24 protein-coding genes are annotated in these 23,967 nt (G+C 70.3%); 15 read left to right on the top strand and 9 right to left on the bottom strand.

Going from position 1 to position 23,967, the window contains the following annotated elements:
• Positions 1–60: 60 nt before the first annotated feature.
• Together AC2XR2_RS00360 and AC2XR2_RS00355 are read right to left on the bottom strand one after the other, a co-directional pair.
• The gene (locus AC2XR2_RS00360) at positions 61–774 is read right to left on the bottom strand and encodes a hypothetical protein (RefSeq protein ID WP_491513842.1); all 714 of its coding nucleotides are present in this window, start codon (positions 772–774) and stop codon (positions 61–63) included.
• Positions 775–925: 151 nt separating this feature from the next.
• The gene (locus AC2XR2_RS00355) at positions 926–1,807 is read right to left on the bottom strand and encodes an NAD(P)-dependent oxidoreductase (RefSeq protein ID WP_491513841.1); all 882 of its coding nucleotides are present in this window, start codon (positions 1,805–1,807) and stop codon (positions 926–928) included.
• A gap of 96 nt (positions 1,808–1,903) precedes the next feature.
• On the opposite strand from AC2XR2_RS00355, the gene AC2XR2_RS00350 reads away from it, so the two are divergent.
• The gene (locus AC2XR2_RS00350; protein WP_356465642.1) at positions 1,904–2,248 is read left to right on the top strand and encodes a winged helix-turn-helix transcriptional regulator; all 345 of its coding nucleotides are present in this window, start codon (positions 1,904–1,906) and stop codon (positions 2,246–2,248) included.
• 176 nt (positions 2,249–2,424) lie between these two features.
• On the opposite strand, the gene AC2XR2_RS00345 is transcribed toward AC2XR2_RS00350, so the two are convergent.
• Together AC2XR2_RS00345 and AC2XR2_RS00340 are read right to left on the bottom strand one after the other, a co-directional pair.
• Positions 2,425–3,156, bottom strand: coding sequence for a dienelactone hydrolase family protein (locus AC2XR2_RS00345; RefSeq protein ID WP_491513840.1), 732 nt, complete (start codon positions 3,154–3,156; stop codon positions 2,425–2,427).
• Positions 3,157–3,256: 100 nt separating this feature from the next.
• The gene (locus tag AC2XR2_RS00340; protein ID WP_491513839.1) at positions 3,257–3,862 is read right to left on the bottom strand and encodes a dihydrofolate reductase family protein; all 606 of its coding nucleotides are present in this window, start codon (positions 3,860–3,862) and stop codon (positions 3,257–3,259) included.
• A 147-nt stretch (positions 3,863–4,009) separates the two neighbouring features.
• Here AC2XR2_RS00340 and AC2XR2_RS00335 point away from each other — a divergent pair, with 147 nt between their 5' ends.
• Together AC2XR2_RS00335 and AC2XR2_RS00330 are read left to right on the top strand one after the other, a co-directional pair.
• Entirely contained in the window at positions 4,010–5,059 is a 1,050-nt protein-coding gene (locus tag AC2XR2_RS00335; protein ID WP_381303098.1) for a YihY/virulence factor BrkB family protein, read from the top strand.
• A gap of 55 nt (positions 5,060–5,114) precedes the next feature.
• Positions 5,115–5,669 (top strand): phosphatase PAP2 family protein, encoded by a 555-nt coding sequence (locus AC2XR2_RS00330; protein WP_491513838.1) that lies wholly within the window; start codon positions 5,115–5,117, stop codon positions 5,667–5,669.
• A 120-nt stretch (positions 5,670–5,789) separates the two neighbouring features.
• Here the strand turns inward: AC2XR2_RS00330 and AC2XR2_RS00325 are convergent, their stop codons facing one another.
• A complete protein-coding gene (locus AC2XR2_RS00325) occupies positions 5,790–6,470 on the bottom strand; it encodes a helix-turn-helix transcriptional regulator (RefSeq protein WP_381303115.1) in 681 nt (226 codons plus the stop codon).
• A gap of 85 nt (positions 6,471–6,555) precedes the next feature.
• Between AC2XR2_RS00325 and AC2XR2_RS00320 the strand changes: the two genes are divergently transcribed.
• Entirely contained in the window at positions 6,556–7,002 is a 447-nt protein-coding gene (locus AC2XR2_RS00320) for a DoxX family membrane protein (protein ID WP_381303100.1), read from the top strand.
• A 244-nt stretch (positions 7,003–7,246) separates the two neighbouring features.
• The gene (locus tag AC2XR2_RS00315; protein WP_491513837.1) at positions 7,247–8,893 is read left to right on the top strand and encodes a rhamnogalacturonan lyase B N-terminal domain-containing protein; all 1,647 of its coding nucleotides are present in this window, start codon (positions 7,247–7,249) and stop codon (positions 8,891–8,893) included.
• On the opposite strand, the gene secD is transcribed toward AC2XR2_RS00315, so the two are convergent.
• The 4 genes from secD to AC2XR2_RS00295 all read right to left on the bottom strand — a co-directional run bounded on the left by secD (position 8,863) and on the right by AC2XR2_RS00295 (position 13,420).
• Positions 8,863–11,121: a protein translocase subunit SecD gene (gene secD, locus AC2XR2_RS00310; protein WP_491513836.1), complete on the bottom strand. Its 2,259-nt coding sequence runs from the start codon at positions 11,119–11,121 to the stop codon at positions 8,863–8,865. The two genes, AC2XR2_RS00315 and secD, sit on opposite strands and share 31 nt — an antisense overlap.
• Before the next feature lie 132 nt (positions 11,122–11,253).
• Positions 11,254–11,667 (bottom strand): hypothetical protein, encoded by a 414-nt coding sequence (locus tag AC2XR2_RS00305; protein WP_491513835.1) that lies wholly within the window; start codon positions 11,665–11,667, stop codon positions 11,254–11,256.
• An 80-nt stretch (positions 11,668–11,747) separates the two neighbouring features.
• On the bottom strand, positions 11,748–12,413 hold the full coding sequence (locus AC2XR2_RS00300) for a response regulator (protein ID WP_381303103.1): 666 nt from the start codon (positions 12,411–12,413) through the stop codon (positions 11,748–11,750).
• The gene (locus tag AC2XR2_RS00295; protein ID WP_381303117.1) at positions 12,410–13,420 is read right to left on the bottom strand and encodes a HAMP domain-containing sensor histidine kinase; all 1,011 of its coding nucleotides are present in this window, start codon (positions 13,418–13,420) and stop codon (positions 12,410–12,412) included. The genes AC2XR2_RS00300 and AC2XR2_RS00295 overlap by 4 nt, the downstream gene beginning before the upstream one ends.
• 292 nt (positions 13,421–13,712) lie before the next feature.
• On the opposite strand from AC2XR2_RS00295, the gene AC2XR2_RS00290 reads away from it, so the two are divergent.
• From AC2XR2_RS00290 to AC2XR2_RS00245, 10 genes are all read left to right on the top strand, one after another.
• Positions 13,713–14,039 carry a TraR/DksA family transcriptional regulator gene (locus AC2XR2_RS00290; protein ID WP_491513834.1) on the top strand — a complete coding sequence of 109 codons (327 nt, stop codon included), beginning with the start codon at positions 13,713–13,715 and terminating at the stop codon, positions 14,037–14,039.
• Positions 14,040–14,085: 46 nt separating this feature from the next.
• On the top strand, positions 14,086–14,460 hold the full coding sequence (locus tag AC2XR2_RS00285; protein ID WP_491513833.1) for a TraR/DksA family transcriptional regulator: 375 nt from the start codon (positions 14,086–14,088) through the stop codon (positions 14,458–14,460).
• Positions 14,457–15,302: a hypothetical protein gene (locus tag AC2XR2_RS00280; protein ID WP_491513832.1), complete on the top strand. Its 846-nt coding sequence runs from the start codon at positions 14,457–14,459 to the stop codon at positions 15,300–15,302. Before AC2XR2_RS00285 ends, AC2XR2_RS00280 begins: the two co-directional genes overlap by 4 nt.
• A gap of 98 nt (positions 15,303–15,400) precedes the next feature.
• On the top strand, positions 15,401–16,021 hold the full coding sequence (locus AC2XR2_RS00275; RefSeq protein WP_491513831.1) for an Rv1733c family protein: 621 nt from the start codon (positions 15,401–15,403) through the stop codon (positions 16,019–16,021).
• A 186-nt stretch (positions 16,022–16,207) separates the two neighbouring features.
• The gene (locus AC2XR2_RS00270; protein ID WP_491513830.1) at positions 16,208–17,389 is read left to right on the top strand and encodes an ROK family transcriptional regulator; all 1,182 of its coding nucleotides are present in this window, start codon (positions 16,208–16,210) and stop codon (positions 17,387–17,389) included.
• Between the two features lie 323 nt (positions 17,390–17,712).
• Positions 17,713–19,236 carry a sugar ABC transporter ATP-binding protein gene (locus AC2XR2_RS00265; protein WP_491513829.1) on the top strand — a complete coding sequence of 508 codons (1,524 nt, stop codon included), beginning with the start codon at positions 17,713–17,715 and terminating at the stop codon, positions 19,234–19,236.
• Entirely contained in the window at positions 19,233–20,267 is a 1,035-nt protein-coding gene (locus tag AC2XR2_RS00260) for an ABC transporter permease (protein WP_491513828.1), read from the top strand. Before AC2XR2_RS00265 ends, AC2XR2_RS00260 begins: the two co-directional genes overlap by 4 nt.
• Positions 20,268–20,432: 165 nt before the next feature.
• Positions 20,433–21,482 (top strand): substrate-binding domain-containing protein, encoded by a 1,050-nt coding sequence (locus AC2XR2_RS00255; RefSeq protein WP_330269447.1) that lies wholly within the window; start codon positions 20,433–20,435, stop codon positions 21,480–21,482.
• Between the two features lie 67 nt (positions 21,483–21,549).
• Entirely contained in the window at positions 21,550–22,746 is a 1,197-nt protein-coding gene (locus tag AC2XR2_RS00250; protein ID WP_491513827.1) for a Gfo/Idh/MocA family protein, read from the top strand.
• A gap of 15 nt (positions 22,747–22,761) precedes the next feature.
• Positions 22,762–23,769, top strand: coding sequence for a sugar phosphate isomerase/epimerase family protein (locus AC2XR2_RS00245; RefSeq protein WP_491513826.1), 1,008 nt, complete (start codon positions 22,762–22,764; stop codon positions 23,767–23,769).
• Positions 23,770–23,967: the final 198 nt, after the last annotated feature.

The following is a 23,967-nucleotide window of genomic DNA, read 5'->3' as shown; positions in this document are numbered from 1 at the left end:
GGGTTGCGTGAAACGGCGCACACTGCCGCAGAGGGGTCTTCGTTCAGATCGGGCGAGGCATCACCCGCCGGAGCGCCGTCGTGTCCTCACGCCGAACTCAGGGCGGACCGGCAGTCCCGTTCGCCGGGGTGGGGAATGGTGCAGCCCGGCCACATGCCGACGGTAGGCCCGTGCCTCGGGCGAGGTGCCCCCGACGAGGTCATGACGGTCAGGGAACATCGCACTTCCCGCGTTCGGTACGGCGTTCGTCCCGAACCGGGTGCCGTGCAGCCGACCGGTTACCAGTCGGCCCCGAGCCCAGGGAACCGGCTTGTTCCGGCCGGTTGTCACCGGGCCGCGGTTGACGTGGAACCAGACCTCGCGTTGGTTGCCGAAGACCACGACGCTCTCACGGAGATCATCCACGTCGGTGTACACATCGAAGTCCCAGTCCCCCCGAGCTCCCCCCGAGGCGTAGTGCCCACGGAAGTGGTGCAGGAACCGGGGCAGGTCGACCGTCGCGCCGATGGGAATCGCCGCGTCGGCATAGGGCTCACCGGCGATGAAATGGATTCTGAACTCCAAGCCGTACAGCCGCCCGCGGACCTTGTTCTTGATGAAAAGTGAGAACGTGTCAGCGTCGTCATACGTCGAGCGGTCCGCGGCACGGACCTGCTGACTGAGGTGCTGGTACGACAGCGTCTCCCGATCGACCAACAGGCCGGGGATCCGTTCGACGGAGCCATGCAGCAGGTAGAGACACATCAGATCCACGGGATGCGTGTCGTGCGCCATCCGCGTGAAGAATCCGTCAGAAAAACCGTCCCGCACAGGCTCCTCCAGCCATCGCGCCCTCCGCCGTGGCGGGGACATCGCTCCCAGGTGCATCACCCATGAAGCACACGGTAGAAGCCACACACGCACTGCTTGCCCCTCCGAAGACCCCCTAGCGCACCAGCAGGTCGACCACGCCGGTTAGCCCCTCCTCGCCGCCTCCCTCGGCCAGACGGCGGCGCATCAACTCGAAGAAGGGGCTGAGCAGTTCCGGGCTGACCCCCTGCTCCTCCGCAGTGCCGGTGAAGGTCGGGATGCCGGCCACCTGCATGGCGAGACGGGAGCCGACCCCCGTTATGTAATCGCCGCTCCGCAGCTGGTCGGCGGTCTGGTGGACCGACGGGGCCATGGCGACGAGCCAGTCGGCGAGCAGCGGGGCGAACGAGGCCGGGTCGATGTCCTCCTTGCGGAGCAGGGCGAAAGCGTGCGCGGCACCGGCGAACATGCCGTACATGGCACTGAGCAACGCCACGTCGTACAGGGCGGCATGGCCGGCGTCCTCGCCGACGTAGACGGTCCCGGCCGGGACGCGCAGGATCTGCTGGTGTCGCTCGAAGACGTCCCGCGCGCCGCTGTAGAAGACGAAGCCGCCCGCCTCCGGAGTGCCGATCATCGGCGGGACGGCCATGATGCCGCCGTCGAGGTAGCGGGCGCCGCGCTCACGGGCCCACTCGGCGCGGGAGCGGGCCTGGGCGGGTGTGCTGGTGGTCAGGTTCACCAGGTCCCGGCCGGCGAGGTCGGTACCGGCCAGCACCTCGCCGACCGAGGCGTCGTCCAACAGGCAGACCAGGACGAGGGAGTTCGCCGCGACGGCCTCGGCGGCACTGTCGACGACGCGCGCACCCTCGTCTGCAAGTGCCGTGGCACGGGCCGGGGTGCGATTCCACAGGGTGACGGGATGGCCGGCGGCCAGCCAGCCGCGAGCCAGCGCGGTGCCCATCGCGCCGAGGCCGAGGAGTGTGACGGAGGTCTTCTCAAAGGTGTTCTGTGTCATGCGGATTAGGCTGGTCACAGGCCCGGAAGTGATCAAGTACGTACTTCGGAGTGGGTGGTTACCCCGGGGTGAGCGAGCACGTCGGAGGGATGGGGCATGACGACGCTGAACCGACCGGGCGCACCGGACGGACACGTCTGCGGGATCGACACGGCGATGGAGGTGATCGGTGGCAAGTGGAAGGTGCTGATCCTCTGGGCCCTCCACGAGCGCCCCCACCGCCGCTTCGGCGAACTGCGTCGACTGCTCCCGGGGATCACCGAGAAGGTGCTTGCGTCTCATCTGCGGGAGATGGAGACGGACGGCGTAGTGCACCGCGTCTCCTACGACGAGGTGCCGCCCCGGGTGGAGTACTCGCTGACCGAAGCCGGCCAACGCCTCAACGAGGCACTTCAGCCACTGGCCGCCTGGGGGCGTGAGCGGACGGCCCGGGGCAGTTAGGGAGATGCCGGGGTACGGCCAACCGGTGGCAGACGAGAAAAGGGCCTTGCAACGCCACGGGGGAACAGCGCTGCAAGGCCCTGCAGCCCCGCATGCCCGGCGTCGTCCGGTCCATGCGTCCGCGATGGGTGACGATCCGGCGGAGGTGTCCGTCGCCGGCGTAAACCACAGACGTATCAGCCCAGATGGCGGCTGAAGAACCGCAGCGAGTCGTCCGTCTCGAACCGCGGCAGATCCCCGTGCCCGCCAGGGTGGGCGTGCAGGGTCTTCTCGGCTGAACCCAGGGCGTCGAACAACGCCAAGCTCTGTGCGCGAGGCATCAGCTCGTCGTCCCACTGGACCAGGAACTGCACCGGCACGGTGACCTGCGCGGCGGCCCCGGCCAGCACGGGCGCTCCCTGAAGGCCCAGCACCGCCGCACGGACCCGGGGCTCCGCGGCGACGAACGCCATGCCGAGCGCACAGCCCAGCGACACGCCCCAGTAGCCCACCGGACCGCCGCCGACGCGGTCGAGCCGCTGGACCGCGGTCAGGACCGCCTGCCATTCCGCGACGGTAGGCCCGACCACCAGCGTGTACAGGGCGTTGTCCAGCGCGGCCGTATCCGCTCCGGCGGCCACCCGCGCCCGGTACTCCGACGCGAGGCGGTCGAACTGCCCGTCCGTCGGCCGCTCGCCGTGGTTTGGCACGTCGACCGCCGCGACCGCGAACCCGCCCTCTGCGGCGAAGCGACGCGCGCGGGCCACGATGCCAGGAGCCCTCTTGTGCTCCCCGCCGCCGTGCCCCATCAGGATCAGTGGGCGAGTGCCGAGGCCACCTTCCGGTGTCCACAGCACGCCGGGGATCTCGTCGAGCATGAAGGGCTGTTCGACCACGCCGTCCCACGACGTACTGGAGAGCAAGCGCACGGCGTTCCCACCTTCCGTCATACCCGCGGCGAGAGAGGCACCGAGGCACTGCCATCCTCACCCCCCGCCCTTCAGCGCGTGCTTCCGGGTACGCCTTCGCCTAGTAGCTGTCGTACGCGGGCTTCCCGTTCGGTCGGTAGACGCCGACGACGGTGCCGCTCTTGGTCGTCGAGACGCTGACCGGCTCCAGCGAAGTGGGGATCGCTCCGTCGGCGAACAGCCGCTTCCCGGTGCCGATGATCACCGGATGGATGGTCAGCCGGTATTCGTCGACCAGGTCGTGCCGCATCAGGGTCTGGGCGAGGTCGCCGCTGCCCACGACGTTGATGTCGCCGCCGTCGGACGTCTTCAACCTGCGTACGGCATCGACGACATCGCCCTCGAGCAGCGTGGAGTTCCGCCACTCGACGGTCGTCAGGGTCCGGGACGCCACGTACTTGTGCATGCTGTTCATCCGCTCGGTGAACGGGTTGCCGGGATCGGCAGTCGGCCAGTACGACGCGAAGATCTCGTAGGTCTTGCGGCCGAGCAGCATCGCGTCGGACGGCTCGTACCAGCTCGCGATGGCCGCGCCGACCTCGTCGTCGCTCACCGGCTTCTGCCAGCCGCCGTGCTCGAAGCCGCTCTGGGTGTCCTCGTCCGGACCGCCCGGCGCCTGCATGACGCCGTCCAGTGTCAGAAACGTGCAAACGATGATCTTGCGCATGGTGCGCTCCTTCCGTCGACGTACAGACCGCGCCACCGCCGGAAAATCATCGGCGGTACGGGCGAGACCCACGGGGGCGACCTGCTCGTGCCGCCGCGGCTGCAAAGGTGCCGTGCTTGAGATGAGCGAGGCGGGTACACGGCTCGCATGACAAAGCTGCATATTCCAGGACGAAAAGAACATCACGCTCAGGATGAGTCACCCGCGCCGGTCGAGGCCGGCCCCGGGCCGGAGGTGGAGCGCAGGGCCCCGGCCACGCCGACGAAACTGCCGAAGGGCTCGTGGGGTGCCGCCTTCAAGGGCAGCCTGCGCGAGTTCAAGGACGACGAGCTGACCGACCGCGCGGCGGCGCTGACGTACTACGGGGTGCTGGCGCTCTTCCCGGCGCTGCTCGTGCTCGTCTCCGTACTGGGCCTCACCGGCAGGTCGACCACCGACAAGGTGCTGAACAACCTCCAGCAGTTCGCCCCCGGCTCCGCCCGCGACATCATCACCAGCGCTGTCCAGCAGCTGCAGGGCAATTCCGGCATCGGATCCGTCATGGCCATCGTCGGCCTGGTCCTGGCGGTCTGGTCGGCGTCCGGCTATGTCGCCGCCTTCATCCGCGCCGCGAACGCCGTCTACGACATGCCCGAGGGCCGCCCGGTGTGGAAGCTGCTTCCCGTGCGTGTCGTCGTGACCGTGGTGTTGATGGTGCTGGCCGTGATAAGCGCGCTGATCGTGGTTTTCACCGGCAGTCTCGCCCGCCAGGCCGGGCAGGTGCTCGGGATCGGGGACACGGCCCTGACCGTGTGGTCGATAGCCAAGTGGCCCGTACTCGTGCTCCTGGTCACGGCGATGATCGCGATCCTGTACTGGGCCACCCCGAACGCGCGGGTGAAAGGCTTCCGGTGGATCACTCCGGGGAGCTTCCTGGCCCTGCTGATCTGGATGATCGCCTCCGCCGGATTCGCGCTCTACGTCGCGAACTTCGCCTCCTACAACAAGACCTACGGCACCATGGCCGGCGTCATCGTCTTCCTCCTCTGGCTGTGGATCACCAACCTCGCCATCCTGCTGGGCCTGGAGTTCGACGCCGAGATCGCCCGCCAGCGAGCCATCGCCGGTGGCCATCCGGCCGAAGCCGAGCCCTATACCCAGCCTCGCGACACCCGGAAGTGGGACGAGAGGGACCGGCACCGCCTGGGGGAGCGGTGACAGCACCTCCGTCGATCTTGGGTGTAGGACGTTGACCTAGGGATACCTGCCTGGCATGAGGCTTCTGACGGAGGCAAGTGACGCTGATCGGTCGCTGACCAGGAAGGCGGCCCACGCCATCCCGGCGCAGGTCGGCAAAGTGCTCTCGGCGGTGGAGGAGAGTGCGCAGAGCGCGAAGCTGTGGTGGGGTGCCGCCGCGGCCATGGCGTGGTGGGGCGGGTGGCGCGGCCGCAAGGCGGCTGTGACCGGCCTGGGAGCTCTGACGGTGGCCCAGCTGACGTCGAACGGCCTGTGCAAGCAGCTGGCCGCCCGGCCCCGGCCGCCGAGGGAGTGGTTCCCCCACGACGAGGTCGACGACCGCCCCGACTCCTCGTCCTTCCCCTCCGGCCACACCGCCGCCGCGGTCGCCTTCACCGCCGCCGTGACACCGGCCTGGCCGGTCGCAGGCGTCGCCTGCGCGGTACCGGCCGCCGTGGTCTCGGTCGAGCGGGTGCAGAGCGGCGCCCACTACCCCAGCGACGTAGCCGCAGGCGCCGCCATCGGCCTGGCCAGCGCCTGGCTCACCCGCAACGCCCTGCACCTGGCACTGCGCCTCCGGTTGTTCAGCTGAGGGAAGTGAGGGGCGGCAGTCCGGGCACTCCTGATCGCTCGGTGGCGTCGACTGATGCCCCGTCTCGGCCCAGTCGGCGCACCTGAGCTGGGCCGGTTGCATCCCGCGGCGCGGAGATGATCAGGCGACAGGCTCCAGTCGGACGCAGCACCGGCCCGGGGTGGGGGAGAGGCAGGCTTCGTAGCCGCGCTCGCCCAGACCCTGGACCACTCCGCGCAGCAGGTGGAGGTTCATGCCGCACACCGTCTGCGTGTGGTCGCGGGCCAGGGCGTGGAAGGGGCAGTTGTCCAGCGCGATGGCACCCGTCTCCTCGTGCCGCGGCTCGAACCCGTACCGCTCCAGCAGGTCGAAGAGATCGGTGCCGTCCGGCTCGCCCAGCTGCTCGCCGAGCTCCTCGGCCTTGCGGTGCAGCGCCTCCTGGACCGGCGTACCGGTCGCCGCGGACTCCTCGACGGCCTGGGCAAGGAGCCGCCCGGCCAGCTCGTAGCGCCGGTCCGGCAGGCTGACCGCGATCTGCTTCGCCGAGCGCCGGTACAGCTTGGCGGGCCTGCCCGCCCCCGGCCCCGACCGCCCGCTGCGCCGCTCGTAGACCACGTCGAGCAGCGACTCGTCGGCGAGCCGGTCGAGATGGAACGCCGCGGTCTGCCGTGCCAGTCCCAGCGCGGCGGCCGCCTCGTCGCGGCTGACGGGGCCCGGTCGGCGCACCACATGGTCGTAGAGCCTCCTGCGGGTGGGCTCGTCCAGTGCGGCGATCGCGGAGACATCGGCGTCGCGTACTTCCTTCGGGTCGCTCACGAACACCAGTGTAAAACCCATCGTCGTTGACGAAAGAAGGAATGAGGGCTTCTATAGGTGATGAGAGTTGTCGATAGAAGGAGAGGTCGCCATGTCCTCCGCAACCACCAGCACCCGGACCGCCGCCGGCCCGCGGCGCGCACTGCTCTCCGATCCCGGCTATCAGGCGTTCGCGATCCTGCGCACCGCGTTCACCGTGGCGCCGATCCTCTTCGGGCTGGACAAGTTCGCCAACCTGCTCGTGGACTGGCCCGCCTACCTCGCGCCGTGGATCGACGACATCGTTCCCGGGAGTGCGCAGACGGCCATGTACGTCGTGGGCGTGATCGAAATCGTGGCGGGCATCGCCGTGGCCCTCGCGCCCCGTTTCGGGGCCTGGCTGGTGGCCGGCTGGCTGGCCGGCATCATCGTCAACCTGCTGACCATCCCCGACTACTACGACATCGCCCTGCGCGACTTCGGCCTCCTCCTTGCCGCGGTCGCCCTCGCCCGACTCGCCGAGCGCTACCACCGTGAATCGGGGATCAGCGATCAGTGACCGGCTGTGGCGGGCGGACCCGTGCGGGATCCGCCCGCCACAGCTCGCGGCCCAGCAGTCGCACGAAACGCGGCGTTCATGATCATGCGATTCCCCGGTTCGATCTCGCATGGTGGGACCGAATGTGACGTGGCATTACATCTCCGTGGCTCACCGGCCGCCGATCTTCACGGCGGCCTCTGCGGCGGTCAGGCTTGAGGTGCCCGGGCCCCCAACCGCACCCTGTGACACAGGAGTTGTACGCATGCCGCTCGACAGCCCGCTGTCCCGCCGTACCGTTCTCAGTTCGGCGGCCGGCCTCGCCCTGGCCCTCGCCACGCCCACGAGCGCCTCGGCGGCCGGCTTCGGCCACACCGACGACGGCACCAACTACGTCGTCGACACCGGCGCGGGCCTGGTCTTCAAGGTCAACCACAGCAACGGAGACCTCTCGTCCTTCGTCTACAACGGCATCGAGTACCAGGGCTACGGCGGCAGGAACTCCCATATCGAGAGCGGCCTCGGCGCCTCGACGGTGACGGTCTCCACTCCCGCGACCGGGGTCGTTCTGATCAAGGTCGTCCACGGCACCCTGATCCACTACTACGCGGCGCGCAGCGGCCAGAACAACATCTACCTCTTCACCTACAAGCCCGACACCTCGGTCACCGCCGGCCGTTACATCGCGCGCCTCAAGCCCGGCATCTTCCCCACCACCTACCCGGACACCTGGTCCAACTCCGACACCGTCATCGAGTCCGCGGACGTGTTCGCCAAAGCCGACGGCACGACCAGATCGAAGCACTTCTCCGACCTGCGCACCATCGACTACGACTACTTCGGCTTCAGCACCTCCGCCGCCTCGGTCTGGGTCGTCCGCTCCTCCAAGGAGAAGGACTCCGGCGGTCCCTTCATCCGCCAACTCCTGCGCCACGGCAACGAGTCGGGCGCCGGACTGTACGAGCACCTCTACTACGCCGAGGGTCAGACGGAGGCCGAACGCTTCGGGCTGCACGGCCCCTACGTCCTCGCCTTCACCGACGGTGCCGCGCCCACCTCCGCCGTGTCCGGGCGCGACAACACCGCCTGGATCGACGCCCTCGGGCTCACCGGCTGGACCGGCGCGGGCGGACGGGGCCGTATCGTCGGCAACGGCCTTGCGGGGCGGGACAGTTCGTACGCCTACGTGGTGGGCCTCTCCAACTCCGAGGCGCAGTACTGGGCGAAGGTGGACGCGGCCACCGGCAAGTACGCCGTGCCCGGTGTGCTGCCCGGCACCTACACCCTCACCGTCTACAAGGGCGAACTGGCGGTGCACACCCAGGACGTCACGGTCACCGCGGGCGCCGCCACCACCCTGCACACCATCACCATCGCCGGTGACCCCGCCGCCGACACCGCCCTCTGGCGCATCGGCGACTGGAACGGCACCCCGGCCGGCTTCAAGAACGCCTCCCTCGTCACCCACGCCCACCCCTCCGACTCCCGCGCCGCCGCCTGGACCGGCGGCCCCTACGTCATCGGCAGCTCGACCGCCTCGGACTGGCCCGCCTACCAGTTCAAGGAGATCAACCAGGGCCTGCGGATCTCCTTCACCCTCACCGCGGCCCAGGCCGCCGGCGACTGCACCCTCCGCATCGGCATCACCTCGGCGAAGGCGAACGGCCGCCCCCAGATCACCGTCAACGACACCTGGACCTCCGAGATCCCGGCCGCCGCGACCGAGCCCTCCACCCGCACGCTGACCGTCGGCAGCTACCGCGGCAACAACCACACCTACACCTACGTCATCCCCGCGGGCCGTTTGGTGCCCGGTACCAACACCCTGCGCATCGACGCGGCCAGCGGTTCGGCGGGCGGCGGCGGTTACCTCAGCCCGAGCTACGGCTTCGACGCCCTCGACCTGCTCTGAAGCAGACGGCGCCTGTGGAGTGCGACGGCCAGCGGTGTGGCGGTGAACATCGAGGAGTACGTGCCCACGGCGAGGCCGATGAGGAGGGCCAGGGCGAAGTCGGTCAGGGTGTCGCCGCCCAGGACGGCCAGGGCGGTGAGGATGAACGCGGCGCCCATCCCGGTGTTGACGGTGCGGGGCAGGGTCTGGAGCAGGGCCTGGTTGGCGACGCGTTCGAAGGGCAGCTTGCGGTCGCCGCGGCCGAGTTCCCTGACCCGGTCGAAGACGACGACGGAGTCGTTCACGGAGTAGCCGATGACGGTCAGCAGAGCGGCCAGGAACACGCCGTCGACGGTCCTGCCCAGCCAGGCGAAGACGCCGACGAGGATCACGACGTCGTGGGCGAGCGCGGCGACGGCGGAGGTGCCCAGCAGCCAGCGGAAACGGGCCGCGAGATAGACGAGCTGGGCACCGAGCGCGACGAGGAGCGCCACGAGGGCGCCCCGGCGCAGTTCCTCGCCGATGCTGGGACCGATGGCTTCGTCGCGGATCTTCTCGGCCCGCTGCCCGAGGCCGGCGACGGTATCGGTGACGGTCCCCGCCTGCGTGTCGCTCAGGTGGTGGGCGCGGACGGTGAGCTGGTTCTCGCCGGAGGTCTGGACGACGGCCCGGGGGAATCCGGCGTCGGCGAGCGCGCTGCGGGCCCGGCCGGGGTCTACGGGAGTGGCGGTGCTGTATTCGATGAGTCGGCCGCCGGTGAACTCGACGCCGAAGTCGAGGCCGCGCACGGCGATCCCGGAGGCGGCCAGCACGAGAGCGGCGCAGGAAGCGGCCAGCCAGCGGCGCGGGTGACGCATCAGGTTCGGGTTCCTGCGGCTGAGGCGGTCGCGGACGGCGCCGGTGTGGGCGATGCCCGTGAGCCGGGGACGGCGGCGCAGCCGGGGGAGGGCGACTGCGTGGTCGGCGAGGGCGCGGGTGATGACGAGAGCGCTGACCATGGAGGCAAGGACGCCGATGCCCAGCGTGACGCCGAACCCGCGCACGGGCCCGGACGCGAGGAAGAACAGCAGTCCCGCGGCGATGAGGGTGGTGATGTTGGAGTCGGCGATCGCGCTGAAGGCCCTGCGGAATCCGGCGGTCAGCGACGACCGTGGGGTGCGGCGCCCACCCGAGGCGTACTCCTCGCGGGCCCGTTCGAAGACGAGCACGTTGGCGTCCACCGCCATACCGATGGCCAGCACGAATCCGGCGAGGCCGGGCAGGGTGAGCGTGGCTCCGAGGGCGGCGAGGGCGGCGTACGAGACGAGGCCGTAGCAGACCAGTGCCACGGTCGCCAGGACACCCATGAGCCGGTAGACGGCGATGATGAACAGCGAGGTCAGCGCGGTGCCGATGGCGGCGGCCCAGGCGCTGGCCTTGATGGCATCGGCGCCCAGGGTGGGACCGACGGTGCGCTGCTCGACGGTCTCGACCGGCACCGGCAGCGTGCCGCCGTTGATGAGCAGGGCCAGCTCCTTGGCTGCGTGGTCGTCGAAGGTGCCGGTGATCTGCGTGGAGCCGCCGCCGATGCCGGAGCGGCAGGCGACGGACGGGTCGACCTGGGGGGAAGAGATGATCTTGTCGTCCAGGACGATGGCGACCCGGCGGCCCGGGGCCCCGGCCGGTTGGCAGGCCGCCTCGCCGGTCAGCCGGGCCCAGCCTTTCTCGCCCGCGCCCTTGAAATCGACGGTGACGTGCCATCCACCGCCCTGCGGATCGAAGCGGGCCGCTGCCTTCTCGACGTCCTTGCCGGTCAGCGCGGCCGCCCCCAGACGCAGCAGCCGGCCGGACTCGTCGGCCAGCACCTGCTCGCGGGCGCGCTTGGGCAGCGGTTCGGGCAGGTCGTCGGTGCCGGCTGCCGTGCCGAGCACCTGGTGGAACGTGAGCTGGGCGGTGCGGCCGAGCACGTCGGCCGCCTCCCGGGGATCCTGCACCCCGGGCAGTTCGACGATGATCCGGTCGCTGCCGGAGCGGGCGATGGAGGGCTCGGCGACACCGAGAGCGTCGATACGGCCGCGCAGCACCTCCACCGTGCGGTCAGTGGCTTCGCCGTCGGCCTCGGCGGTGGCGGTGGGGCGGGTCTCCAGCACGATCTGGGTGCCGCCCCGCAGATCGAGTCCGAGGTGCACGGGCACGGTGAGGGCGACGTACAGGGACAGGGCGACGGCGGCGAGGGCGATCAGCCCTCTGATGCGCGCGGTTCGGTTCACAAGGGGCCTCCGGCAGGCACACCGCGGCCAGAGACAATCGCCACGGCCGGGAAAGGACGTCGGGAAGGACGTCAGGAAGGACGTCGGGAAGGGGCGTCGGAAGAGGACGTCGTGAAGGGAAAGGGGCAGCGCTCAGATGCCGGAGAGCGAGGGCGGTGCCCGCACCCCGTGACGGGGTGTCGAATCCGCCGAGACGGGCGGGCCCGCCGTCGTGACGGCGGGCAGCGCGGGCCGCATCGAGGGAGAGCCGGCCGTGGGCGTCGCGCCCTGCACAGCGGCCGGTGGTGCGTGTCGCTCGCCGGTGACCTCACCCTGGCCGCGCACCGCGGCGGTGCTGACGGCCGGGTCGGCGGTGTCCGCGTAAGGCTCCCCGTAGGCCGGCTCGACGACGGCCGCGAACCCCGAACCACCGCCTGCACGGCACTCGCCACCGCCCAGGGCGGCAGGACCCAGCAGGGTGATGAGGGCGGCGAGCAGGACGGCCCAGACTGCGGCTGCCACCCCGGGGCCCCGCACGCGCGAGACGGCGTACGCGGAACGGGCCATCCCCTCCTCCTCCCTCCCCGTCGGTGGTGTCGTACCGGCAGCCGTCAGGGCTCCCGCCCCCCCGCCGCCGACCGGCCCGCTCAGGCCTCGATGAGGCCGGCGCGGATCGCGTACCTGGTGAGCTCCAGCCGGTCACGCATGCCGAGCTTGTGCAGCAGGTTCTCCCGATGCCGGTGGACGGTCTTGATGCTGATGAAGAGCAACTCGGCGATCTCCTTGGAGGAGTGGCCCTCGGCCACGAGCTTGAGGACCTCCTCCTCGCGTGCCGTCAGCAGCTGCTCGGGCGGCTCCTCGCCGTTGCGGACCCGGTCGAGGTAGTTGCGGATCAGGGCGGTGACCGCGCCCGGGTACAGGAAGGGTTCGTCACGCATCGCGGCCCGGCAGGCTGCCACCAGGTCGCGGTCGGCCACCGACTTCAGCACGTAACCGTCCGCTCCGGCCTTCAGCGCCTGGAAGAAGTACTGCTCGTTGTCGTGCATCGTCAGCATCAGTACGCGTACGCCGGGCTTCCGTGCGACGAGTTCCCGGGTGGCCTGCAGGCCGGTCATCCGGGGCATGGCGATGTCCATCACCGCCAGGTCGATCTCGTGGGTGCGGGCCAGTTCGACGGCCTCCGCCCCGTCGCCCGCCTCGGCGACCACCTCCAGGTCCGGCTCCCGGTCGAGGATGAGCCGCACTCCGCGCCGTACCAGCGCGTGGTCGTCGGCGAGGAGGATACGGATCACAGAGGTGTGGGGCGTGGTCATGGCTGCTTCCTGAACGGCTGCTTCCCGAGGGACTGCGTCTCGAAGGGCTGTTTCTCGAAGGCCGGCTTCCTGAGGGGCACGGTGAGCCGGACCGCGGTGCCGGCCTGCGGCGGGGAGGTGATGTCGAGCGTGGCCCCGACGAGCAGAGCCCGCTCACGCATGCCGCGCACACCGGCGCCCTCGGGAGCGGCCTGGATGCCTCGGCCGTCGTCGACGACGGAGAGCACCACCGCCTCGCCGATGCGACACAGGCTCACCTCGACCTTCTCGGCCTCGGCATGCCGAGCCGCGTTGGTCAGGGCCTCCTGGGCGACGCGGTAGAGCACGAGTTCCGTCTGGTGGTCCAGCACGGGCAGGCCGGTGTCGAAACGGCGCACCACGCGCAGGGCCACGTGGGTGGCGAACTCACCGGACAACGAGGTCAGCGCACTCACCAGACCGAGGTCCTCGAGCACACCCGGCCGCAGTCGGCGTACCAGCCGGCGCACCTCGTCCAGGCTTCCCCTGGTGATCTCCTGCATCTGCCGCAGTTCACCGCGCAGCGGCTCGTCCGCCTCGTCGGCGGCCCGCTCCAGGGACAGCAGGATCGCGGTCATGCTCTGGCCCACCTCGTCGTGCAGTTCCTGTGCGATGCGGCGGCGCTCCGCTTCCTGGGCGAACAGGGCGCGGGCGCTGCTCGACGCCCGTTCGTGCTCGAGGCGCTCGAGCATGGCGTTGAAGGTGCGGATCAGTTCGGCGGTCTCTCCGTGGCCGCCTTCCGGCAGGCGGTGCCCGGGGCGCAGCAGGTCGACCGTGGCCATCAGCCGTGTGAGACGGCCGAGCGGGGCCAGGCCGATCCGCAGCAGGGCCGCGTTGGCGACCAGCATGACGACCAGACCGGCCACGAGGACGACCGCCTCGGTCAGCAGCACCGGCACGGAGACGGTGACGGGCGCCCACAGCAACAGCGCGGTGGCGCTTCCCAGCACGACCGCGTTGAGGGCGAAGATCCGCCAGAACAGGGACACCGCGATGACGCCTTTCTCCGTGTGACGCGACGCGTCTCTCCTGTCGGTCACCACGGCACCCCCGGGGCTGAGCCGCGTTCACTGGCTCCGACCGGCCAACTGCCCAGGCTGCCCGCCGCGGGGCGCACTGTCGATGGGGTCCAGTCCCCATTTCCTGGTCCCCACCTGTCCACGCTGCGAAGGGGCCCGGGCTGCGCCACAGATGGGTATCGCGCCCGATGGGCTTTGTACGGCATCCCGGCCACGGTGGAGACACGAACGAGCCGCCTCCTCACAGAAGGAACGCATCGCGATGTCCCTCGACACACCGCAGACCGAGACCCGTCGTGAACGACTGACGGCGCACGAGGCCCTCCAGCGCCTCGAACACGAACGCACCTCCCGTCTCACCCAGCTGCGGGCGATCGAGGAGACGCGGCCCGACGCGGAGGAGCAGGTGATGTCCACGCAGAAGGACACCATCCGGCGGGTCCTCGCCGAGGTGGAGGCAGCCGTCGCCCGCGTCGGCAACGGCAGCTACGGCATCTGCCGCGACTGCGCCAAGCCGATCCCCGTCGAGCGCCTGGAGATCCTGCCCTACACGCCGTTCTGTGTCCCCTGCCAGCGCAAAGCCGTCTGACGAGCAGCCGTGCGACCACTCCTTCCCGCCTTGCCCAGGGGGTGACTTGGTGAACCACCAGACCATCGACGAGCACAACACCGAGCTGTCGGCGGAGGACTTCGCCGCACTGCGCGAGAACCTGCACGAGCAACGACTGTTCCGCCAGGAACAGCTCCACCAGCTCTCGGCCGCCGCCGCACCCCGCGCCGACGCCCTGCCCTCCCGCCGGTCGGCCGCCCAACTCGAGGTCCGCGTCAAGCTCGCCGCCTCCGCCCGCCTGGTCCTGGCCGACGTGGAAGCCGCCCTCACCCGCATGGACCTGGGCCGCTACGGCACCTGCCACCTGTGCCGCGGGCCCATCGCCCGTGAACGGCTGCTGATCGTGCCGCAGGCCCGCTACTGCGCACGGTGCCAACAGGTCAAGGAGGTCGGCCGATGACCACCACGCCCGCCGGCAGCCCGGCGCCGACCCGGCACCGCACATGGCCCTGGTGCCGACGCTGCTACGGCATCGCCCTCGACCTGGGCAGCGCCCGCACCCGTGCCTGGACATCCGGACGCCGCACCATCCTCGACGCGCCCACGCTCACCTCCCCGGGCCCGGGCGCCACCTGCCCCATTCAGCGCGGCACCATCGTCGACCCGCCCGGAACGGCCCGGATGCTGGACCGGCTGCTCGGCCCACACCTGCCCCCCTGCGGCCGCCCCCTGCTCATCATGACCATGCCCGTACTCGCCGGCGTCGCCCACCGGGCCGAGGCCCGCACCGCGGTCGAGGTCCTGCGCCCGCGCGCCGTCCTGACCGTGCCCACCGCGCGTGCCGTCGCCGTGGCCGCTGACGCCGATCTGGCCCAGCCGCTGCTCGTCGTGGACCTCGGCGCCCACCTCACCGAGGTCACGCTCCTCGTCGACGGCGCGGTGACCGACGCCCGCCGCACCGCCCTGGGCACCAGCGACCTGGACGACCTCACCCCGCCCGCGCGGATCGCCGAAGCGGTCGTCGCCATGGTGACCGCCATGCTCGATGAGGACCGCACCCTCCAGACGCTCGGAGCTCTGCGGCGAGGGGCACTTCTCGCCGGAGGGGGCGCGCTGCGAGCCGACATCACCCGCCCCCTCGCCGAGCGGTTGCACGCTCCCGTCCAGCACGTCCGCGCCCCGCACACCGCGGGGGTCCGGGGTGCCGCGAGACTCCTGCACGCTGCCCACGCCCACCCCTCGTCCGCCACGGCCTCCGACGCCGCGCAGCCCCGCCGGCCCGCGTCCGCCCCGGCCCCATAGGCCGCTACCGCTGCCCCGCTGCCCGGCCCCATGCTCGGCCACGCCAGGTGCCCGGAGAGCCGCCTCGCGCTGGTCCGAAAGGCGAAAGGAGAGACACCGTGGCCCGCGCCACACCCCCTGAACACCCTCCCGAAGACCTCCCACGCGTCCTGCTGTGGCGATGGCGACGCAACCCCCTCCGCCGTAGGACGGATCTCGCACAGGCATGGATCGGCCTCGGTCTGTTCCTGGCCGTCCTCGCTGCCACCCCTGCCGTCATGATCCTGGTCGGCGAAACCGCCCACGGCCACGGGAAGAAGACCGCCCGGCACCAGATCGCCACCCGGCACCACATCCCCGCCGTCCTGGTGCACGATGCCCCCGGCCACCCGGAACCGGGATCGGACGAGGCGAAGAAGGCGCTGTACCCGGTCACCGTCCGCTTCACCGACCCCGGAGGACACACCCGCACGGCGAAGGCAGACGTCGAACCCGCCCTGACCGCCGGAAGCACCGTCCGCCTGTGGGTCGACACGGAGGGAAAGCTCACGGACGCGCCCCTGACCCCGCAACAGGTCCGTGACCGCGCCATCGGCTACGCCGTCCTGGCCGCCATGACCGTCGCCCTCCTCGGCGCAGCCGCGTACGCCTACGCCCACCACCGTCTCGAACGGCACAACCTCGCCGGGTGGGACGCGGCCTGGGCCCGGACCGCCCCTCGGTGGACTGCCTCCCGCTGACGAGCCGGACGAGGGAACCCTCGTCAGACTTTGTCCTGAGTGTGGAAAAAGAAAGCCTGACTCACGCACAAGTACTTCCCAGTCTGGAAAATCGTTGTTACGTTCCTCTTCGACAGCCTGACGACGCAGTCGGCGGAATCAGGTGTCCGGACCCGGTCGTGGGTGAGGGGAGGGATCGTGAGACGGATGACGGCTCGGCCTGAGAACACCCATCAGGCGCGACTGCTTCGTCTGTTGCGTGACCACGGGTCCAACTCCCGTGCCCAGCTGGGTGATCTGGTGGACCTGTCCCGTTCCAAGCTGGCGGTCGAAGTCGACCGACTGCTGGAGACCGGGCTGGTCGTCGCGGACGGGCTGGCCCCCTCCCGGGGCGGCCGCCGCTCCCACAACATCCGGCTCGCCCCGACGCTGCGTTTCCTCGGCGTCGACATCGGTGCCACCTCGATCGATGTCGCCGTGACGAACGCGGAGTTGGAGGTCCTGGGGCATCTGAACCAGCCGATGGACGTTCGCGAGGGCCCGGTCGCGGTCTTCGAGCAAGTGCTGTCCATGGCGGCGAAGTTGAGGGCCTCGGGGCTCGCGGAGGGTTTCGACGGCGCCGGCATAGGCGTCCCGGGACCGGTCCGCTTTCCCGAGGGTGTGCCGGTGGCTCCGCCGATCATGCCGGGCTGGGACGGCTTTCCCGTGAGGGAGGCGCTCAGTCAGGAGCTCGGCTGTCCGGTCATGGTCGACAACGACGTGAACCTGATGGCGATGGGGGAGATGCACGCGGGCGTGGCACGTTCCGTGGGTGACTTCCTCTGCGTCAAGATCGGCACCGGTATCGGCTGCGGCATCGTCGCCGGCGGTGAGGTCCACCGCGGGACCACCGGCAGTGCCGGCGACATCGGCCATATCCAGGTCGAACCGGATGGCCGTGCATGCGTGTGCGGCAACCGGGGCTGTCTGGAAGCCCACTTCAGCGGTGCCGCGCTGGCCGCCGACGCGGAGCAGGCGGCGCGGGAGGGCCGCTCGGCACACCTCGCCGCCCGGTTGGAGACAGCCGGACGTCTGACGGCCGAGGACGTGTCCGCCGCCGCGGGAGCCGGAGACGCCGTGGCCCTGGACCTCATCCGCGAGGGCGGAAAACGCCTGGGCCAGGTCATCGCGGGGCTGGTCAGCTTCTTCAACCCGGGCCTGGTGGTGATCGGCGGCGGAGTGACCGGCCTCGGGCACACCCTGCTGGCCAGCGTCCGGACCCAGGTGTACCGGCAGTCGTTGCCGCTGGCCACGGGCAACCTGCCCATCGTGCTGGGGGAGTTGGGGCCGGCCGCCGGAGCCATCGGCGCGGCCCGGCTCATCAGCGACCACGTCTTCTCACCGGCCTGACCGCCGTCCGACAAGGGACGACCACAGCACCGCCGCAGGAACGAGCACAGTACGGCCGTAGCAACCGCCACAGCACGGCCGTAGCAACGACCACAGCACAGCCGTAGGAACAACCACTTCCCCGCCGTAACGCCCATGAAGCGTCGGCGGTCGTCACCCCCTGCCTGGTCGCCCGGCGATCAAGCCTGCCCTGCCGCCTCAGCCGCAACCTCAGCCCATGGTGCGGCCGGTACGACGCAGAGGTTCCCACGGCCGTCCACGCAACCGACACATCCACCCCAGCCCTGCCCACTCACGGCCCGCATCCGCCGAGGGGATTCCTCATGGCACCACAACCACCCCTGCTCACCATGTCCGGCATCACCAAGTCGTTCCCCGGCGTTCGGGCCCTGGACGGTGTGGATCTCGAGGTCCAGGCCGGCGAGGTGCACTGTCTGCTCGGCCAGAACGGGGCCGGCAAGTCCACGCTCATCAAGGTGCTCGCCGGCGCCCACCAGCCGGACGGCGGTGAGATCACCTGGCGAGGTGAGCCCGTGACCCTGGGGTCGCCGATCGCCGCCATGCGGCTGGGCATCGCCACCATCTACCAGGAACTCGACCTGATCGAGGGGCTGTCCGTCGCGGAGAACGTCTACCTCGGACACGAACCCACCTCGGCCGGCTTCGTGGTGCGCGGCTCCGCCGCCCGTACGGCGACCGCGGAGCTGCTGAAACGCCTGGGGCACTCGGAGATCGATCCGACGCGGCTCGTCGGTGACCTCTCGGCGGCGCAGCAGCAGATCGTCTCGATGGCCCGCGCACTGTCCCACGAGGTCCGGCTGATCGTGATGGACGAGCCGTCGGCGGCGCTCGACCCCGAAGAGGTGGACAACCTGTTCAGGATCGTGGGCGATCTGACGGCCGACGGCGTCGCCGTCATCTACATCTCCCACCGCCTGGAGGAGATCCGGCGCATCGGCGACCGGGTCACCGTCCTGAAGGAGGGGCGTTCGGTCGCGGGCGGACTGCCCGCCAAGTCCACACCGACCCATGAGGTGGTGTCCCTGATGACCGGGCGGAACGTGGAGTACGTCTTCCCCGAGCGGCCCGAGGCCGGGTTCGCCGCGCGGCGGCAGTCCGTGCTGAAGGTCGAAGGGCTCAGCCGGCGGGGGGAGTTCGCGCCCGTCGACCTGGAGCTACGGCCCGGTGAGATCGTCGGCCTTGCCGGGCTCGTCGGATCCGGGCGCAGCGAGATCCTGGAGACGATCTACGGGGCTCGCCGGCCCGACGAGGGCCGTGTCCTCGTCGACGGCACACCCCTGCGCCCCGGAAGCGTCCGCGCCGCAGTCCGGGCCGGTATCGGTCTCGCGCCCGAAGAACGCAAGGCGCAGGGCCTGTTGATGCTGGAGTCCGTCAGCAGCAACGTCTCGATCTCCACGCTGTCCCGGTTCGCCCGCGCGGGCTGGCTCGACCGGCGTACCGAACGGACCGCGACACACCAGGCGGTACGGGAACTGTCCCTGCGGCCGGACAACCCCGACGCCGCGATCAGGACCCTGTCCGGCGGCAACCAGCAGAAGGCCGTGCTCGCCCGCTGGCTGCTGCGCGGCTGCAAGGTCCTGCTGCTCGACGAGCCCACCAGGGGCGTCGACATCGGCGCCCGGGCGGAGCTCTACGCCGTGATCCGCCGACTGGCCGACGAGGGCCTGGCCGTACTTCTCGTGTCCAGCGAGGTGCCCGAGGTCCTGGGGCTCGCCGACCGGGTGCTGGTGCTCCGTGAAGGCAGCGTCGTGCACACCGCGGACGCCCGGGAGCTCGACGAGCACCGCGTACTTGATCTAGTGATGGAAGGGAGCCCGACGCCATGACCCAGCCGACCACCGCGGCGCACGACGATGCGCCGACGTCCACCGCCAAGTCCGCGGGGCAGCAGGAGAGTTCACGCCGATCGGGTCCCCGGTGGGGATGGGACGTGCGCACCCTGTCCCTGCTCGGAGTCCTCGCCGTCCTCGTCGCGGTCGGTGGGATCACCGCACCGGACGAGTTCCTCGCGACGAGCAATCTCCAACTCGTCCTCACCCAGGCGTCCGTGATCGGCGTCGTCACCGTCGGCATGACCTTCGTCATCACCAGCGGGGGCATCGACCTGTCGGTCGGCGCGATCGTGGCGCTCGCCTCGGTGTGGGCCACGACCGTCGCCACCCAGGAGTTCGGCTTCGCGGGCATCCTGTTCACCGCACTGGTCGTCGGTGTCGGCTGTGGCCTCGTGAACGGGCTGCTGATCGCCTACGGCAGGATGGTGCCGTTCATCGCGACGCTGGCCATGCTCGCCTCCGCCCGGGGTCTGGCACTCCAGATCACGGACGGCAGCACACAGATCGTGAGCGTCTCGTCGGTGCTCGACCTCGGTGCCAGGGACTCCTACATCCTCGGCATCCCGCCCCTGGTCCTGATCTTCGCCGCGGTCACCGTCATCGGCTGGCTGGTGCTGAACCGCACCACCTTCGGCCGCCGTACCGTCGCGGTCGGCGGCAACGCGGAGGCGGCCCGCCTCGCCGGCATCGACGTCCGCCGCCAGCGCCTGTACCTCTACCTGCTGTCCGGGCTGTGCTGCGGCATCGCCGCGTTCATGCTGATCGTGCTCGCCGGCTCCGGGCAGAACACCAACGGCAACCTCTACGAACTCGACGCCATCGCCGCGGCGATCATCGGAGGCACCCTGCTCAGCGGGGGCCGCGGCACCATCATCGGCTCCGTCCTCGGCGTCCTGGTCTTCACCACGATCACCAACATCTTCGCCCTGAACAACCTCGAGACCGCTGTCCAGCAGATCGCGAAGGGCGCCATCATCGTCGCCGCCGTCCTGGTCCAGCGCCGCTCGCTGCACGGTGACATCTGACCGCCGTGTGCCACTCGTTGCACGGTGACATCTGACCGCCGTGCAACACCCGCCGGACGGCGGCCCCTGACACCGCCGTCCGGCGCCCACCCCCCATCCACCGGACCCGCACAGTCCAGTCGGGCTCCGTCCGACGCCCCCGCCCACTCGAAGGGTCGATCCGCCATGCCCCAAACCCCCGCCACCAGCCGCAGAGCCCTCCTGTTCGGCACCGCCGCCGTCTCCGCCGGCGCCCTGCTCACGGCCTGCACCAGCAATGAGCCCAAGGACCAGGCACAGGCCGCGGACAACGCCGCCCCGGTCGCGGACGACAAGCCGGGCAAGGCCGTCACCATCGGCTTCGCGGGCCCGCAGGCCGACCACGGCTGGCTCAACGCCATCAACACCAATGCCAAGTCACGGGCGAAGAAGTACTCGGACGTCACCCTGGAGATCACCGAGGGCTCCAACGACACCGCCCAGCAGATCGGCCAGGTCCAGACGCTGATCAACAAGAAGGTCGACGTCCTGGTGATCCTGCCGGCCGACGGCAAGGCCCTCACCCAGGTCGGCCTCCAGGCCATGCGGGCGGGCATCCCCGTCGTCAACCTGGACCGCATCTTCGCCTCCCCGCAGGCGTACCGCTGCTGGATCGGCGGCGACAACTACGGCATGGGCCTCAACGCCGGCCACTACATCGGCGAGCAGCTCAAGGGCAAGAAGAACGCCAAGGTCGTCGAACTCGCCGGCCTCGACAACCTCGAACTGACCCAGCAGCGCACCAAGGGCTTCGACGACGCCCTGAAGAACTATCCCAACATCCGCAAGGTGGCCCGTCAGGCAGCCGACTTCACGGTCGAGTCCGGGCAGGCCAAGATGGCCCAGCTGCTCCAGGCCCAGTCGAGCTTCGACGCGCTGTGGAACCACGACGACGATCAGGGTGTGGGCGCGCTGCGCGCCATCGACCAGGCAGGCCGCGACGACTTCCTCATGGTCGGCGGCGCCGGCGCCAAGTCCGCGATGGACGCCATCAAGGCCGGCAACAGCGTGCTGAAGGCGACCGTCCTGTACCCGCCGACCATGGCCGCCTCCGCCATCGATCTCGCCCGGGCGCTCGGCCAGGGCAAGGGTGTCGGCGGCCTCGCCGAGTTCGAGATCCCGTCCTCGCTGACCCTCTACTCGGCCGTGGTCACCAAGGACAACGTCGACCAGTACCTGCCGACCGGCTTCATCTGACCGGGCCGGGCCGAGCGCCCCCCGAGAGCACGACGACTCAGTGACACTCCGACGAGGAGGAATCCGTATGGAACAGAGGGACAGTCGGACCGCACCGCCGCGACTGGGCGTGGGGATGGTCGGCTACGCGTTCATGGGCGCCGCACACTCCCAAGGGTGGCGCACCGTCGGGCACGCGTTCGACCTGCCTCTGCGGCCGGTCCTGGCCGCGGTCGCCGGTCGCGACGCCAAGGGTGTGCGGGCGGCGGCCGACAAGCACGGCTGGGCCGCCACGGAGACCGACTGGCGTGCCCTCATAGCCCGCGACGACGTCCAGCTCGTCGACATCTGCACACCGGGCGACAGCCATGCGGAGATCGCGATCGCGGCGCTGGAGGCGGGCAAGCACGTGCTGTGCGAGAAGCCACTGGCCAATTCGGTCGCCGAGGCGGAGGCCATGGTCGCGGCAGCCGAAGAGGCCCGCTCACGAGGGCAGTTGGCCATGGTGGGCTTCAACTACCGGCGCGTGCCGGCCCTCACCTTCGCGCGCGGCCTCATCGCGGACGGCAGGCTCGGCACACTGCGTCACGTACGGGTCAGCTACCTCCAGGACTGGCTGGTCGACCCCGACTTCCCGCTGACGTGGCGGCTGCAACGGGAGCACGCGGGATCGGGGGCGCTCGGCGACCTCGGCGCGCACATCGTCGACCTCGCGCAGTACCTGGCCGGCGAGGTCCTGGTCGGCGTCTCCGCCCAGATGGAGACCTTCGTCAGGGAACGCCCCCGCCTCGACGGCGCCTCCTCCGGCCTGACGGCGTCCGGCGGTACCGGGCGCGGGCCGGTGACGGTCGACGACGCGGCCGTCTTCACGGGCCGGCTCGCCTCGGGGGCACTCGCCACCTTCGAGGCGACCCGGATGGCGACAGGGCGCAAGAACGCCCTGCGTCTGGAGATCAACGGCGAGTCCGGTTCACTCGCGTTCGACCTGGAGCGGCTCAACGAGCTGTCCTTCCACGACCATCGGGAGCCCGTCGCCACGGCGGGGTTCCGCCGGATCGTCGTCACCGAGCCCGAGCACCCCTACCTGGAGGCGTGGTGGCCGCCGGGCCACGGCCTGGGTTACGAGCACACCTTCGTCCACCAGGCCCGTGACCTCGTGCACGCCATCGCGTCCGGCACGGAACCGCGGCCGTCGTTCGCGGACGGGCTCCAGGTCCAGCGGGTGCTCGCGGCGGTGGAGGAGAGCGCGGAGAAGAACTCCGTCTACACGCCGATTGCCGTCTGAGGAGGGTTTCGACACATGCCGCGTCAGTTCACGCTGTTCACGGGTCAGTGGGCCGATCTGCCGTTGGAGGAGGTCTGCCGCCTGGCCGCCGAGTTCGGCTACGACGGTCTCGAACTCGCCTGCTGGGGCGATCACTTCGAGGTCGACAAGGCGCTCGCGGACCCGTCGTATGTGAAGTCCCGGCATCAACTGCTGGAGAAGTACGGCCTGAAGTGCTGGGCGATCTCCAACCACCTGGTCGGGCAGGCGGTGTGCGATGCCATCATCGACGAACGCCACCAGGCGATCCTGCCGTCCGTGATCTGGGGCGACGGTGACGCGGAGGGGGTGCGGCAGCGGGCGGCGGACCGGATGAAGGACACCGCGCGGGCCGCGGCCGCCTTCGGTGTCGAGACCGTCATCGGTTTCACCGGCTCGGCGATCTGGCATCTGGTCGCGATGTTCCCGCCCGCGCCGGAGGCGATGATCGAGCGCGGCTACGAGGACTTCGCCGCCCGCTGGAACCCGATCCTGGACGTGTTTGACGCCGAGGGTGTGCGGTTCGCGCACGAGGTCCATCCCAGCGAGATCGCCTACGACTACTGGACAACCCGGCGCGCTCTGGAGGCCGTTGACCATCGTGCGGCGTTCGGGCTGAACTTCGACCCCTCGCACTTCGTGTGGCAGGACCTGGACCCGGTCGGCTTCCTCTACGACTTCCGTGAGCGGATCTACCACGTCGACTGCAAGGAGGCCCGCAAGCGCCTGGACGGCCGCAACGGCCGCCTCGGCTCCCACCTGCCCTGGGGCGATCCGCGCCGCGGCTGGGACTTCGTCTCCGCCGGCCACGGGGACGTGCCCTGGGAGGACGTCTTCCGCATGCTGCGCTCCATCGACTACCAAGGTCCGATCTCGGTGGAGTGGGAGGACGCCGGCATGGACCGGCTGCAGGGCGCACCGGAGGCGTTGAAGAGCCTGAAGCGCTACGACTTCGAGCCGCCGTCGGCCTCCTTCGACGCCGCCTTCGGAGGCGGCGACAACTAGGCGACCACCAAGGGCCCCTGTGCAGAAGGCGCAAACCCGGCGGAGTGCTGACATAACGTCACAGCGAGCCGCCGGGCCGATCCACCCTGCCCATTCACGGCTTTGTCCTGGTCCTGGAAGAAGTTCGCCGTTTCGCTGCGCAAGGGGTTCCGGCCAAGGACGAACGGGGCTACGGTCCCTTCGTGCACAGGAACCACA

The organism is Streptomyces sp. LS-MS-L19, from assembly GCF_058382285.1.
The sequence above is the reverse complement of the archived record's forward strand: the minus strand, read 5'-3'. Positions and strand labels throughout refer to the sequence as shown.

Bases quoted from the DNA above. Each gene is read 5' to 3' on its own strand.
- AC2XR2_RS00360 (WP_491513842.1), bottom strand. From the start codon at position 774: ATGGCGCACGACACGCATCCCGTGGATCTGATGTGTCTCTACCTGCTG.
- AC2XR2_RS00355 (WP_491513841.1), bottom strand. From the start codon at position 1,807: ATGACACAGAACACCTTTGAGAAGACCTCCGTCACACTCCTCGGCCTC.
- AC2XR2_RS00350 (WP_356465642.1), top strand. From the start codon at position 1,904: ATGACGACGCTGAACCGACCGGGCGCACCGGACGGACACGTCTGCGGG.
- AC2XR2_RS00340 (WP_491513839.1), bottom strand. From the start codon at position 3,862: ATGCGCAAGATCATCGTTTGCACGTTTCTGACACTGGACGGCGTCATG.
- AC2XR2_RS00335 (WP_381303098.1), top strand. From the start codon at position 4,010: ATGACAAAGCTGCATATTCCAGGACGAAAAGAACATCACGCTCAGGAT.
- AC2XR2_RS00330 (WP_491513838.1), top strand. From the start codon at position 5,115: ATGAGGCTTCTGACGGAGGCAAGTGACGCTGATCGGTCGCTGACCAGG.
- AC2XR2_RS00320 (WP_381303100.1), top strand. From the start codon at position 6,556: ATGTCCTCCGCAACCACCAGCACCCGGACCGCCGCCGGCCCGCGGCGC.
- AC2XR2_RS00315 (WP_491513837.1), top strand. From the start codon at position 7,247: ATGCCGCTCGACAGCCCGCTGTCCCGCCGTACCGTTCTCAGTTCGGCG.
- AC2XR2_RS00305 (WP_491513835.1), bottom strand. From the start codon at position 11,667: ATGGCCCGTTCCGCGTACGCCGTCTCGCGCGTGCGGGGCCCCGGGGTG.
- AC2XR2_RS00300 (WP_381303103.1), bottom strand. From the start codon at position 12,413: ATGACCACGCCCCACACCTCTGTGATCCGTATCCTCCTCGCCGACGAC.
- AC2XR2_RS00290 (WP_491513834.1), top strand. From the start codon at position 13,713: ATGTCCCTCGACACACCGCAGACCGAGACCCGTCGTGAACGACTGACG.
- AC2XR2_RS00280 (WP_491513832.1), top strand. From the start codon at position 14,457: ATGACCACCACGCCCGCCGGCAGCCCGGCGCCGACCCGGCACCGCACA.
- AC2XR2_RS00270 (WP_491513830.1), top strand. From the start codon at position 16,208: ATGACGGCTCGGCCTGAGAACACCCATCAGGCGCGACTGCTTCGTCTG.
- AC2XR2_RS00265 (WP_491513829.1), top strand. From the start codon at position 17,713: ATGGCACCACAACCACCCCTGCTCACCATGTCCGGCATCACCAAGTCG.
- AC2XR2_RS00260 (WP_491513828.1), top strand. From the start codon at position 19,233: ATGACCCAGCCGACCACCGCGGCGCACGACGATGCGCCGACGTCCACC.
- AC2XR2_RS00255 (WP_330269447.1), top strand. From the start codon at position 20,433: ATGCCCCAAACCCCCGCCACCAGCCGCAGAGCCCTCCTGTTCGGCACC.
- AC2XR2_RS00250 (WP_491513827.1), top strand. From the start codon at position 21,550: ATGGAACAGAGGGACAGTCGGACCGCACCGCCGCGACTGGGCGTGGGG.
- AC2XR2_RS00245 (WP_491513826.1), top strand. From the start codon at position 22,762: ATGCCGCGTCAGTTCACGCTGTTCACGGGTCAGTGGGCCGATCTGCCG.